Below are 12,347 nucleotides of genomic sequence, written 5' to 3'. Positions count from 1 at the left end.
ACGCGGCTCATTGTGGAATCTCCTGCCGGTCCGGATGGGCGGCTGCGAAGGCCTCCAGCCGGTTCGCATTTTCCTCGGCTCGCATCAGCGTTGGGTAGTCGTCAAGCGGGACGTTGAACCGGCGCGCATTGTAGAGCTGCGGGACCAGGCAGATGTCCGCTGCAGTTGGAGCATCGCGGAACAGAAATTTGCCGGCTCTTGGGGCTGCCATGTCCTCGAGCGGACGAAGCCCTTCCGTGATCCAGTGCACGTACCAGGCGTCGACCTCTTCCTGCGAATGTCCAAGCTCGCTCTTGAGATATTTGAGGACCCGCAAATTGTTGATGGGATGGATGTCGCAGGCGATCAGCATCGACATCGCAACGACGTGCGCCCGTTCCGCAGCCGAGGCCGGAATCAGCGGTTGGGTCGGAAACCGGACGTCGAGGTAATTGAGGATAGCGAGGCTCTGCGTCAGCCTGTGCCCGTCAATCTCCAGCATCGGTACCAAACCCTGCGGATTCAGGGCCCGATATTCGTCAGATTTCTGCTCGCTTTCCAGCACGTTCACCTGCCGGGTCTCGTAGTCGACCCCCTTCATCTTGAGGGCGATGCGGACCCGGTAGGCAGCGGACGATCGCCAATAATCGTAGAAGATGGCTTGGGGCATCGTGCGGGCTTAGCTGCTGAGCCGAGGATGCGGCAAGGTCGCGATTTGATGCGTTACCGCTGAATGCCTTCAACCGTCATCCGCCGGTTCCTCTATGTGCCCGAGACGAGGGAGCTGACGATCGAGTTCGTGACTGGGCGGCGCTACCTCTATTCCGACGTTCCGGACGAGGATGTGCAGGCGTTCCGCGCAGCCTTCTCCAAAGGCGTGCACTTCAACCGGCACATCCGCGACCGCTTTCGCTGTCGCGAGCTGACACCCGCGATCAGTTAAGGACTATTCGCCTTCCTCGGTCTGGAAGATGCTTTCCACGGCATCGATCCGGGCCGACAGGCGGACGGTCTCGCCCTCGACATCGGCGACGAGGCCGGCCGGGATGAAATGATGGTGGCCTTCGTGCGACCCTTCACCGCTGCTGTCGCGAGTCAATTTGATGCGGTCGCCTTCAACTCGATCGACCTTGCCCAGCGGCGTGCCTTCGGCGTCGATGACCTGCATATGCTCGCGGACGTTTTCCAGGCTGCTCATTCTGATCTCCTCTTGGCGGGACTCGAACGGATGGACCGATATACGCCGGTCCGCATGTCGTGTCTGTGACTGCTGAATGCCGAAGCCGCGGGTGGGACAAAGGTTCCGCGCGCCGGAACCGCATTCGCGAAGCTTCGTTCGTTACGCCACGACAACAGGTGCCAACAGGGAGTTCAGAGTATGGCCGACGATCGTGAAACCGTAGACCGGACCACCATCGTGGAAACCAACGGCGGTGGCGGAGGCGGCGGAGTCCTTGCCGTCGTGCTGCTCATCGTCGTGATTCTCGTCCTCTTGTTCCTCTTCCGCGACCAGCTCGGCTTTGGAAGCAGGACCACGGAGGTCAAGGTCCCGGACAAGATCGAAGTTAACGTCAACTAATCGGCTCAAACGCGCGGTAGGCGAGTCCCGCGCGGTTCGGGCGCAGTTCCAACAGGGGCTGCGCCCGTTTGAGTTTGTGGCGTCCAGGTTCTAACGCGGCGGCATGCAGGGAACCGAACTTCGCTACATGAGCGGCTTTGGCGGTCATTTCGAAAGCGAGGCCGTCGACGGCGCGCTTCCCAAGGGCCGAAACAGTCCGCAGCGGCCGGCTTTCGGGCTGTACGCCGAGCAGCTCTCGGGCTCCGCATTCACCGCTCCTCGGCATGAAAACAGGCGCAGCTGGCTCTACCGGTTGCGCCCGACCGCGGACCATCGGCCATTCGTCCGGTATGAAGGCGCCAGGCTGTTTGCGCCGGGTACAGTGAAGGAGCCGCTTGCTCCCAATCGGCTGCGCTGGAATCCGCCGTCCGATATCCCCTCCGGGGCAGACTTCGTCGACGGCATGGTGACCATGCTCGCTAATCGCGACCCTGCCGACCTCGAAGGCGTGGCTGTGCATCTGTATCGCGCGCAGAAAAGCATGGAGAACCGCGTCTTCGTCGACGCGGACGGCGAATTGCTGATCATCCCGCAAGACGGCGCAATCGAAATTCAGACCGAGCTCGGCCGGATCGAAGCAGGGCCCGGCGATGTCGCCCTCGTGCCGCGCGGAGTGAAGTTCCGGGTCAACCTGATTGCAGGAGAAGCTCGCGGTTATGTTGCGGAAAACCACGGCCTGCCGTTCCGCTTGCCCGACCTCGGTCCGATTGGCGCGAATGGCCTCGCCAATCCCCGCGATTTCGAGGTTCCGATGGCTGCTTACGAGGATCGGGACGACAAGACCGAGGTCATCCAAAAGTACCTCGGCAGCTTGTGGACAACGACGCTCGACCATTCGCCGCTCGATGTCGTCGGCTGGCATGGCAACTACGTGCCTTGGCGCTACGACCTTAATCGCTTCAATACGATCGGGACGGTCAGCTTCGACCACCCGGACCCGTCGATCTTCACTGTCCTGACCAGTCCGAGCAACGTGCCGGGCCGGGCCAATGCCGACTTCGTCATCTTCCCGCCCCGCTGGATGGTCGCTGAAGACACGTTCCGCCCGCCCTGGTTCCACCGCAACGTGATGAGCGAGGCGATGGGCCTGATCCACGGCGCTTACGATGCCAAGGCGGATGGCTTCGCTCCCGGCGGCCTTAGCCTTCACAATCTGATGAGCGGGCACGGTCCGGATGTCGAAAGCTGGCAGAAGGCGAGCTCGGCTGACCTGAAGCCGCACAAGATCGAGAACACGCTCGCCTTTATGGTCGAAACCTGCTGGCCGTATCGTCCCACCCAGTTCGCGCTCGACCGCGCGCAGCCTGACTACGACGAAGCCTGGGCCGGTTTCCCGAAGGCAAAGCTCCCCGAATGACGCTCGACGAAACGCACAATCCCGATCGAATCTCCTGGGTCGATGGCTCTGAACCGGGCAGCGATTTCCCTGTCCAGAACTTGCCTTTGGGGATCTTCTCCGAAGGGAGGGGCCTGAGGCGGCCGGGTGTCGCAATCGGCGACTACATCCTCGACCTTTCCGCCGTGGCCGATCTTCTCGACGAAGACTGGCGCGAGGATCTGTCGCAACCCATCCTCAACGCATGGCTCTCGCGCGGGCCGGACCTTCATCGCGCCTTGCGGGAACGATTATCCGAAATCCTGACTGACGTGCGCTACCGCGACGCCGTCGAAGTCTGCCTGATCGGGCAAAGCGAAGTGCGGATGCACGTGCCTTGCCTGATCGGCGACTACACGGATTTCTATGTCGGTATCCACCATGCGACCAACGTCGGCAGGCAGTTCCGGCCCGACAATCCGTTGTTGCCGAACTACAAATATGTGCCGATCGGCTACCACGGCCGCGCCAGCTCGGTCCGCCCCTCGGGAGAGCCTGTCGTGCGGCCATCGGGCCAGCGGAAGGCTCCAGATGCCGAGCTGCCTGAATATGGGCCGAGCCGCCGTCTCGACTACGAGCTCGAACTGGGCATCTGGATCGGTCGCGGCAATGAACTTGGGCAGCCGATTCCGATCGGCGAGGCAGGCGATCACATCTCCGGTTACTGCCTGCTCAACGACTGGTCGGCCCGCGACCTGCAAGCGTGGGAGTACCAGCCGCTCGGGCCGTTCCTCGCGAAGAATTTCCTGACCAGCGTTTCGCCATGGGTCGTCAGCGCGGACGCCCTGGCGCCGTTCCGCTCGCCGATGCCGCCACGCCCGGAAGGCGATCCACAGCCCCTGGCTTATCTCACTGATCCGGTGGACCGGCAGTCGGGCGCCCTCAACATCCAGCTCGAGGTGACGCTCCTGACGGACAAGATGCGGGAGGCGGGACTCTCTCCGCACGTGCTCTCGCAGGGTTCAGCCGACGCCGCGATGTATTGGAGCGCTGCCCAGATCGTCGCTCATCACAGCAGCAACGGGTGCAACCTCCAGCCCGGGGACCTCATCGGCACCGGCACACTCTCGACTGAGAGCGATCAGGGATTGGGTTCGCTGCTCGAAATCAGCCGCGGGGGGAAGCAGCCGATCCAGCTCGCAAGCGGCGAAACTCGCAGCTTCCTGGAGGACGGCGACGAGATCGCCTTGCGGGCGTGGTGCGAGCGGAAAGGCGCGGTTCGAATCGGTCTTGGCGAATGTACGGGGCGGGTTGTCTCAGGCGGCGCTTGAGCAGGGCTTTGAATGGCGCCGGACGTGTAACCATCTTGGGCTGCCCTGCGAATGATGGTCCATGACGAACGAAACCAGTAGCCGCCGCAGTTTCCTCGCGCTTGGTGCCGGGTGCCTTGCCACCGCACTGATCTTCTCGCGCACGGGGAAGGCAAGCGCCGAACCGCAATTCGAAATCCGCAAGGCACCCGCGCAATGGCGTCAAAGCCTGGGCGATCAGCGCTATCATATCCTGCGTGAGGCGGGGACGGAGCGTCCATACTCCAGCCCGCTCAATTCCGAGCATCGCCGCGGCATATTCTCGTGCGCCGGCTGCGCGCTGCAATTGTTCAACTCGTCGACCAAGTTCGATAGCGGAACCGGCTGGCCAAGCTTCTATCGCCCCCTGCCCAAGGCAGTCGTCACGAGAGAAGACAATTCGCTGCTGATGCACCGCACCGAGGTGTTGTGCCGCCGGTGCGGAGGGCATTTGGGACATGTCTTCGACGACGGCCCGAAACCGACCGGGCTTCGCTACTGCATGAACGGCCTCGCGCTGACCTTCCGGGCGGCCTGAGCCCATGCTGATCGCGCTGCTCGCCTACCTTGGCGGTATGCTGACTATCGTCAGCCCCTGTATCCTGCCGGTCCTGCCCTTCGTGTTCGCCAACGCGGGCCGCAGCTTCACGCGCGGTGCTTTGCCGATGCTTGCGGGAATGGCGCTGACCTTCGCGATCGTCGCGACATTAGCCGCGATTGGCGGAAGCTGGGCGGTTCGCGCGAACGAGATCGGACGGTGGGTCGCGCTCCTGCTGCTCGCCTTGTTCGGGCTCGCGCTGATTTTCCCGGCGCTGTCGGACCGGGCCACCCGGCCTCTCGTTGCACTGGGCTCACGTCTGTCGGAACGCCAGGGACAGGATTCGATCTGGTCGTCAGTAGTTCTCGGTATCGCGACCGGCCTGCTGTGGGCGCCCTGTGCCGGGCCCATCCTCGGCATCATTTTCACTGCTGCTGCCCTTCAAGGGGCGACGCTCGGAACATCCCTGCTGCTCCTCGCCTACGCACTCGGCGCTGCGACCTCGCTTGCACTTGCACTGCTTGTCGGTGGGAAAGTGTTTCAGCGCATGAAGGGCTCGCTTCACGCCACCGAGCAGGTCAGGCGCGTCCTTGGCGTTCTCGTCATTGCTGGCGTGGTCGCGATCGCGCTCGGTCTCGACACGCGCGTGCTGTCGAAGGTCTCCAGCGCGCAGACCGCCTCGCTGGAGCATGGAATTGCGCAGAAGCTCGGCCTCGGCGGTACGGACCAGGTCACGAAGATCGGCCCGGGTGGGAAGCTTCCCGTCGAAGGCGAGATGCCCTCGCTGGACGGCCTCGGTCCGTGGATCAACAGCGGGCCGCTCACGCGCGAGCAGCTCCGCGGGAAGGTCGTGGTGATCGATTTCTGGACCTACAGTTGCATCAACTGCATCCGCTCAATCCCCTACGTCCGCGCCTGGTATGAGACGTACAAGGACGACGGCTTGGTCGTGATCGGGATCCACGCGCCGGAATTCGCTTTCGAACGCAGTCCCGAAAACGTCCGCAAGGCGGTCGCCGATCTCGGGATCAAGTATCCCGTGGCGCTCGACAACAAGCTGGTCGTATGGTCGGCGCTCAAGAACCGCTACTGGCCCGCACACTACTTCTTCGATGCGCAAGGGCGTCAGCGCTATCACCACTTCGGCGAAGGCCGGTACGGCGAATCCGAGATGGTTATTCGCCAGCTTCTGGCGGAGGCCGGGCGCGCACCCAAGGCGGGCGGGATGGCCAAGGCCAATGCGCAGGGCGCTGAAGCGGCTGCGGCGCTAGCCAGCATCGGTTCGCCGGAAACCTACATCGGATATAGACGGGCGGACCGCTTCGTCTCTCCAGGCGGGCAGGCCCACGATGCCGCAAAGACCTATGGGCCAGCAGCGTTGAAGCTCAACGACTGGAGCCTCGAGGGCAATTGGACGGTTGGGCGGCAGAGCGCGACGCTGAATGCGGCGCCCGGCGCGATTGCCTATCGCTTCCATGCTCGCGACCTGCACCTCGTGCTCGGGTCGGCCAAGCCGGTACGTTTCCGGATTACGATCGACGGCAAGGCGCCGGGCCCGGACTCGGGCGTGGACGTGAAGCCCGACGGAAGCGGCGTCATTCAGGAACAGCGGCTGTACCAGCTGGTCCGGCAGCAAGGCGACATTCGCGACCGCACCTTCCGGATCGAGTTCATCGATCCCGGTGTCGAGGCGTTCGCCTTCACCTTCGGCTAGGGCTCGCAGCCTCGGCAGTTTCCTCGCTGACTCGTGTCATGGCCAGCGCTGCCAGCGCCATGACGGCGGCCGCGAATGCCATGGTGTAGATCGGCTCGTCGGGGAAAAAGGCCTTCATGATCGAACCCATCACCGTTGCAACCAGAAGCTGCGGGACGACGACGAAGATGTTGAACAGGCCCATGTAGATGCCAAGCTTCTTCTGCGGGAGGTTTGATGCGAGGATCGCGTAGGGCATGGCCAGGATCGAAGCCCAGGCGATGCCGACGCCGATTTCCGCGATCAGCAAATGGTTGGCGTCCTTGAACAGGAAAAAGCTCGCGTAGCCAACCGATCCGCAGAGCAAGCCGACGATGTGCGTTCTCACCTTGCCGATACGCTTTGCCAGGAACGGCAGAAGCGTGAGCGCGGCAATTGCCGCAACGCCGTTGTAGGTGGCGAAAAGGACGCCGACCCAGTTGCCGCCCTCCTGGTATGCGGCGCTGGTCGCATCCGCGGAGCCGAAGAAATACTGGGCGACCACCGGCGTCGTGTTGATCCACATGATGAACAGAGCGGACCAGCTGAAGAATTGCGCCAGCGCGAGCTTCTTCATCAGGGGCGGCATTCCGGAAAAGTCACCGACGATGCTCGAAAGCATGTTCGACGATTTGCCACCCTTGGCCATCTGAATGCCGGCGACGGAGGCGAGGCCATAGGCGATCAGCAGACCGCCGAGCAGGTAAACCTCCTTCTCGAGGCCGAAAGCGTCGGTTCCCGCGACGACCGCAGCGCCCGCCGCAATCCAGGCGAAGCTGGAAGTCAGGGTGCGCGCTGCCAATGCGCGGATGGTGACCGTCCCGTCGTCCTCGGCTGAGTCGCCGCCGAACGCTCCAACTTCCTCGGGCGAATATTCGCGGGTTGTCAGGATGGTCCACATCACGGCAGCGAACAATGCGAGACCGCCTGCCCAGAAGCTGTAACGGACCGTATCGGGAATGTTACCAGCGGCCGCTTCGTTGGCGACGCCCCAATGTTCTAGCAGGTAGGGGAAGATCGACCCGACGACGGCTCCGGCGCCGATGAAGGCGGTCTGCACCGCATAGCCAGCGGTGTGCTGGTCGCGCGGGAGCATGTCGCCGACGAAGGCTCGAAACGGCTCCATCGAAATGTTGAGGCTCGCGTCGAGCACCCAGAGCAGAAGGGCCGCCATCAGCAAGACGTGCGATAGAGGCATGATGAGTAAAGACAGTGCAGCGAGGATCGCTCCGGTCAGGAAATAGGGCCGGCGTCTGCCGAGCCTTCCTAGCCAGGTCCTGTCCGACATGTGTCCGATGATGGGCTGCACCAGAAGGCCCGTCAGCGGCGCGGCCACCCACAGCGCCGGCAGGTCGTCGAGGCTCGATCCGAGCGACTGGAAAATCCGCGACATGTTCGCGTTCTGAAGCGCGAAGCCGATCTGGATTCCGAAGAAGCCGAACGAAATATTCCAAAGGCCGGCAAGACTTTGCCGAGGTTTCTCACTGACGGGCATGCTCTCTCCCCCATGCGCTCGCGCGCAAGCTGGCAGATCGAATCACGTTGGACAATTCGCCTGTCAGGCGGGAAGGCTGGACTCGCGGACGACCAGCTTGACCGGAAGAAGCATGGTCTGTGCACTGCCATATTCGATCGCTTCAACGGCGGCTTCGACCAGTGCTTCGCCTGCCCGGCGCGAATCCTGGCGGACCGTGCTCAGCGGTGGGCTGGACAGGCTGGCAGCCGGAATATCGTCGAAACCGACAATCGCGACTTCCGATGGAATTGCCCGGCCGAGGTGCTGAAGCGCGTGCATCGCGCCGATGGCGGCAACATCGCTTGCCGCGAATACGGCGTCGAACTCCGCGCCCCTTCGAGCCAACTCCTCGATCGCTTCGCGACCGTCCTGCTCGCTTGGTTCGGCCTTCACGCAAAGGCGGTCGTCAGGTTCGATTCCGGCAGCGCGCAGGGCGCGGCAATAACCCCGCCAGCGGTCGTAGACTTCCTGGTAGCCTGGCTCCGCCGTTCCGATAAACGCAATGTTCCGACGGCCCGTTTGCAGCAAGTGCTGCGTGGCATCGAACCCGCCTTGTTCATTGTCCGATCCTACCGAGGCCCCGAGCTGGCCATCCGGCCCCGGGCAGCCCCAGCGAACGAAATGCGTGCCCCGCTCGACCAGTCGCCGCAGGGCGGGCTCCGACTGGAAGAAGTCGCCATAGCCGAGGAGGATGATCCCGTCGGCCTTGTGCGTGTCGGCATAGTCGACGTGCCAGTCTGACGAGAGTTGCTGGAACGAGATGAGGAGGTCGTAGCCGGTGTCGGCGCACTTGCGGACCATCGCGCCCAGCATCGACAGATAGAACGGATTGATCAGGCTGGCGTCTGCCGATGCTTCTTCAAACAGCAATGCCAGGGTTCGGGAGCGGCTTCGGCGCAGCCCGGACGCATTCTTGTCGACCTTGTAATTCAGCTGTTCGGCCGCAGCGAGAACACGCGCCCTCGTCTCCGCGCTGACCGACGGGCTGTTGTTCAGCGCGCGGGACACCGTCGGCTGCGAAACGCCCGCCAAAGCAGCGATATCGAATGAGGTCGGCCGCCTCTGCATCTCTCCCAATGCGAGATTAAGGCTCCTGAATACGTATGTATAGCCGTTCACCCCCATTCCGCCCGCGCCGAGGACTGATATTCGTAAGTCCATTGAGGAGAGAGACGCCCGCGCTGCTTGGGGCACTTGCCGGCCGGGTGTGAAATAGGGGAACACAAATGGCAAAGTTGACTACGCGTTCGCGGCTGGCGGCAGCGGTGAGCCCGCTCGCGTTCGGTATCGCATTATTCGCCGGTTCGAGCGCGGCATGGGCGCAGGATGCTGCAGCTCCAGCCGATCCGAACGCCGCGGCCGCAGCTGCCGCGGCACAGGATGCCGCCGATGCTTCTGGCGACCAGGCCGATGCCCAGCCGAGTGAAGGCACGATCGTCGTCACAGGCTTCCGCGCCTCGCTCCAGAACGCGGTCAACACGAAGAAAAGATCCGAGCTCGTCGTCGAGTCGATTTCGGCCGAAGACATCGGCAAGCTACCCGATGCATCGATCGCAGAGTCGATCTCGCGTCTGCCGGGCCTGACTTCGCAGCGACTTTCTGGTCGTAGCAACGTCATCTCCATTCGCGGCTTCTCGCCAGACTTTTCGACGACTCTCTTGAATGGTCGCGAGCAAACCTCGACCGGCGACAATCGCGCGGTCGAATACGATCAGTATCCGTCGGAAATCATCAACCAGGTGAACGTCTACAAGACTCCGATGGCGAGCCTTATTGGACAAGGCCTCTCCGGCACTGTGGATCTCCGGACCATCCGTCCGCTCGACATCAAGGAGCGGATCATCTCGGTCGGTGGCCGTGGCGTCTATACCGACGGCAAGCGCCTCAACCCGGACGTCGATCGGGTCGGCTGGCGCGTCAATGCGCTTTACGCGGACAAGTTCGGCGATGGGAAGTTCGGTATCGCCCTTGCCGCGTCCTACCTGAACGAGCCCTTCCAGACGGAGGAGTTCAACGCCTGGGGCTATCCGGGAACCGGTGCGGGCGGCAGCGCCCCCTACGTGATTGGCGGGTCGAAATCGTACAACACGTCGACGAATCTCAAGCGCCTCGGCTTGATGGGCACCCTGCAGTTCCGCCCGACGCCGAACTTCACGTCGAGCCTCGATGCGTTCTACTCCGACTTCAAGGACGACTCGATCAAGCGCGGCGTCGAGCTTCCTTTGTACTGGGGCGGCGTTCCGCTCCTTAATCCAGTCGCGAACGGAAGCCTGGTGACGTCCGGCACTTTCGGAGACGATCCGGCCACGACGCCCGTTGAAGGCGTGAAGGGCGTCGTTCGCAATGACGTTTTCCAGCGCCACGCCAAGCTTTACGCCTTCGGCTGGAACAACGAATGGCACAGCGATGACGGCTGGCGTGTGTCGACCGACATTGCGTTCTCCAAGACGGATCGCAACGAGCTCAACATCGAGAGCTATGCGGGCACAGGCCGCGCCGGAGTTGGCGCCGTCGACGACATCGGCTTCACCAGTGGAAACAACGGAAGCCGCTTCACCCACAATCTGGATTACTCCGACTGGAACACGATCCTGCTGACCTCGCCGCAAGGCTGGGGCGGCACGCAGATCGCAGTCGATGGAACCACCATCGTCGGGGGCCAGGACGGCTATTATAACAACCGCATCATCGAAGATAAGCTTTGGCAGCTGCGCGGTGACGTAGGAAAGGAATTCGAGAACAGTTTCATCAGCGGTGTCCAGGCCGGCATCAACTACACGCATCGTTCGAAGGATCTCGTCCCCGACGAATACTTCCTCGGTCTGGCCGCGAACACGACCGGCACGGTCAGCATTCCGGTGCCTGACCAGTTCCGCCTTGGAACGGCCAACACGTTCTTCGGCCTCGGTCCGATGATTGCGTACAACCCGCTCGATCTTATTGCCGCCGGCATCTACAACCTGGTTCCCAACCCGTACGGCGACGTGGTCGTTAAGAGTTACTCGATCGACGAGCGGCTAATCACGCCATACATCCAGGCGAACATCCGCGCCGATCTCGGAGCAACCCAACTCACGGGCAATGTCGGCGTGCAGGCTGTTTTCACCGAGCAGCGATCGGTCGGTGCGTCCGCAGTGTTCCTCGGAACGAATCCGAACGGCTCCCCGAACATCGGTGCCAACGTCAACGATACGAAGGCGACCTACACCGACGTTCTACCGAGCTTGAACCTGTCGTTCCGTATGCCGAACGATTTCGTCATTCGCTTTGCGGCGGCACGCGAGATCATTCGGTCGAGGCTCGACGATCTCAAGAACTCGCTGAGTTGGAGCTACACGCTCATCACGCCTCCGGGCGGCTCGAGCGTCGCGTTCGTCACAGGCTCTTCGGGGAATCCCAACCTGCGCCCATGGCGCGCGAACGCCCTCGACCTGACGTTCGAGAAGTACTTCGGGATCAAGGGTTATTTGGCGGCACAGTTCTTCTGGAAGGACCTCAAGAGCTACGTCTATAATCAGGACGTTCTCATTCCGGTAACGGATCTTGCTCTCTCGCCACCGGCGAACAACGTGCCGTTCGCTCCGCTTGCGCAGCTCAATATTCCGATCAACGGCAAGGGCGGCAAACTGTACGGTGTCGAGCTTGCGGGCACACTTCCATTCGAAACCTTCACGCCGGCCCTGGAAGGCTTCGGCCTTACCGGTGGTGTCAGCTATACGAAGTCCAGGATCCGGCCGAATCCTGGAGCTCCAACATCTGCGTTGCCGGGGTATTCGAAGTGGGTCGTCAACGGCACGGCGTACTACGAGCGGAATGGCTTCAACCTTCGCGGAAGCATGCGCTATCGCTCGAGCTTCATCGGCGAGGTTTCCGGGTTCGCCGCAAACCGCGTTCGCCGAAACGCAAGGGCCGAGACGATCTTCGATGCTCAGGTTGGGTACGACTTCCAGCCGGACAGCTTCCTGCGCGGACTGTCGGTCTATCTTCAGGGCCAGAACCTGACGAACGAGCCGTTCGTCACAACCAACCCAGGAGCGAACGACCAGATCATCGATTACCAGACGTACGGCCGGCGCTTCCTGCTGGGTGCGACGTACAAGTTCACGCCGCCGCCGGCCCCGCCAGCGCCGCCGCCGCCACCTCCGCCGCCGCCTCCGCCGCCTCCGGCGACGCAGACCTGCGCGGACGGATCGGTGATCCTGGCAACCGAGGCCTGCCCGGTTCCGCCGCCGCCTCCGCCGCCACCGCCGCCGGCGCCGGAACGCGGCTGATCTGGAAGCGGACCCGGCGACGCGATGAT

11 protein-coding genes are annotated in these 12,347 nt (G+C 62.7%); 7 read left to right on the top strand and 4 right to left on the bottom strand.

The annotated features are described in order from the left end of the window. Positions 1–7: 7 nt before the first annotated feature. Positions 8–649 carry a maleylacetoacetate isomerase gene (gene maiA, locus ABD928_RS07095; RefSeq protein WP_187715700.1) on the bottom strand — a complete coding sequence of 214 codons (642 nt, stop codon included), beginning with the start codon at positions 647–649 and terminating at the stop codon, positions 8–10. Positions 650–712: 63 nt separating this feature from the next. Here maiA and ABD928_RS07090 point away from each other — a divergent pair, with 63 nt between their 5' ends. Further along, positions 713–922 (top strand): KTSC domain-containing protein, encoded by a 210-nt coding sequence (locus tag ABD928_RS07090; RefSeq protein ID WP_187715701.1) that lies wholly within the window; start codon positions 713–715, stop codon positions 920–922. Positions 923–925: 3 nt separating this feature from the next. Here the strand turns inward: ABD928_RS07090 and ABD928_RS07085 are convergent, their stop codons facing one another. Then, the gene (locus tag ABD928_RS07085; RefSeq protein WP_187715702.1) at positions 926–1,177 is read right to left on the bottom strand and encodes a DUF2171 domain-containing protein; all 252 of its coding nucleotides are present in this window, start codon (positions 1,175–1,177) and stop codon (positions 926–928) included. Between the two features lie 180 nt (positions 1,178–1,357). Here ABD928_RS07085 and ABD928_RS07080 point away from each other — a divergent pair, with 180 nt between their 5' ends. The 5 genes from ABD928_RS07080 (at position 1,358) to ABD928_RS07060 (ending at position 6,513) form a co-directional block, all read left to right on the top strand. Next, entirely contained in the window at positions 1,358–1,558 is a 201-nt protein-coding gene (locus ABD928_RS07080; RefSeq protein ID WP_187715703.1) for a hypothetical protein, read from the top strand. Positions 1,559–1,661: 103 nt separating this feature from the next. Continuing rightward, positions 1,662–2,954 carry a homogentisate 1,2-dioxygenase gene (gene hmgA / locus ABD928_RS07075; RefSeq protein ID WP_345167433.1) on the top strand — a complete coding sequence of 431 codons (1,293 nt, stop codon included), beginning with the start codon at positions 1,662–1,664 and terminating at the stop codon, positions 2,952–2,954. After that, positions 2,951–4,243 carry a fumarylacetoacetase gene (gene fahA, locus ABD928_RS07070; protein ID WP_345167430.1) on the top strand — a complete coding sequence of 431 codons (1,293 nt, stop codon included), beginning with the start codon at positions 2,951–2,953 and terminating at the stop codon, positions 4,241–4,243. The genes hmgA and fahA overlap by 4 nt, the downstream gene beginning before the upstream one ends. A gap of 61 nt (positions 4,244–4,304) precedes the next feature. After that, positions 4,305–4,799 (top strand): peptide-methionine (R)-S-oxide reductase MsrB, encoded by a 495-nt coding sequence (msrB, locus tag ABD928_RS07065; RefSeq protein ID WP_345167427.1) that lies wholly within the window; start codon positions 4,305–4,307, stop codon positions 4,797–4,799. 4 nt (positions 4,800–4,803) lie between these two features. Next, on the top strand, positions 4,804–6,513 hold the full coding sequence (locus ABD928_RS07060) for a cytochrome c biogenesis protein DipZ (protein WP_187715704.1): 1,710 nt from the start codon (positions 4,804–4,806) through the stop codon (positions 6,511–6,513). Here ABD928_RS07060 and ABD928_RS07055 read toward each other — a convergent pair. Further along, on the bottom strand, positions 6,500–8,026 hold the full coding sequence (locus ABD928_RS07055; RefSeq protein ID WP_187715705.1) for an MFS transporter: 1,527 nt from the start codon (positions 8,024–8,026) through the stop codon (positions 6,500–6,502). The two genes, ABD928_RS07060 and ABD928_RS07055, sit on opposite strands and share 14 nt — an antisense overlap. Before the next feature lie 63 nt (positions 8,027–8,089). After that, entirely contained in the window at positions 8,090–9,115 is a 1,026-nt protein-coding gene (locus ABD928_RS07050; RefSeq protein WP_425569736.1) for a LacI family DNA-binding transcriptional regulator, read from the bottom strand. Between the two features lie 158 nt (positions 9,116–9,273). Between ABD928_RS07050 and ABD928_RS07045 the strand changes: the two genes are divergently transcribed. Further along, the gene (locus ABD928_RS07045) at positions 9,274–12,318 is read left to right on the top strand and encodes a TonB-dependent receptor (protein WP_345167418.1); all 3,045 of its coding nucleotides are present in this window, start codon (positions 9,274–9,276) and stop codon (positions 12,316–12,318) included. Positions 12,319–12,347: the final 29 nt, after the last annotated feature.

The organism is Sphingomonas daechungensis (assembly GCF_039543105.1).
Lineage (GTDB): Bacteria > Pseudomonadota > Alphaproteobacteria > Sphingomonadales > Sphingomonadaceae > Sphingomicrobium > Sphingomicrobium daechungense.
This window is presented reverse-complemented; position numbering and strand designations above follow the sequence as displayed.

Bases quoted from the DNA above. Each gene is read 5' to 3' on its own strand.
- ABD928_RS07055 (WP_187715705.1), bottom strand. From the start codon at position 8,026: ATGCCCGTCAGTGAGAAACCTCGGCAAAGTCTTGCCGGCCTTTGGAAT.
- ABD928_RS07045 (WP_345167418.1), top strand. From the start codon at position 9,274: ATGGCAAAGTTGACTACGCGTTCGCGGCTGGCGGCAGCGGTGAGCCCG.
- fahA (WP_345167430.1), top strand. From the start codon at position 2,951: ATGACGCTCGACGAAACGCACAATCCCGATCGAATCTCCTGGGTCGAT.
- msrB (WP_345167427.1), top strand. From the start codon at position 4,305: ATGACGAACGAAACCAGTAGCCGCCGCAGTTTCCTCGCGCTTGGTGCC.
- ABD928_RS07090 (WP_187715701.1), top strand. From the start codon at position 713: ATGCCTTCAACCGTCATCCGCCGGTTCCTCTATGTGCCCGAGACGAGG.
- maiA (WP_187715700.1), bottom strand. From the start codon at position 649: ATGCCCCAAGCCATCTTCTACGATTATTGGCGATCGTCCGCTGCCTAC.
- ABD928_RS07060 (WP_187715704.1), top strand. From the start codon at position 4,804: ATGCTGATCGCGCTGCTCGCCTACCTTGGCGGTATGCTGACTATCGTC.
- hmgA (WP_345167433.1), top strand. From the start codon at position 1,662: ATGCAGGGAACCGAACTTCGCTACATGAGCGGCTTTGGCGGTCATTTC.
- ABD928_RS07050 (WP_425569736.1), bottom strand. From the start codon at position 9,115: ATGCAGAGGCGGCCGACCTCATTCGATATCGCTGCTTTGGCGGGCGTT.
- ABD928_RS07080 (WP_187715703.1), top strand. From the start codon at position 1,358: ATGGCCGACGATCGTGAAACCGTAGACCGGACCACCATCGTGGAAACC.
- ABD928_RS07085 (WP_187715702.1), bottom strand. From the start codon at position 1,177: ATGAGCAGCCTGGAAAACGTCCGCGAGCATATGCAGGTCATCGACGCC.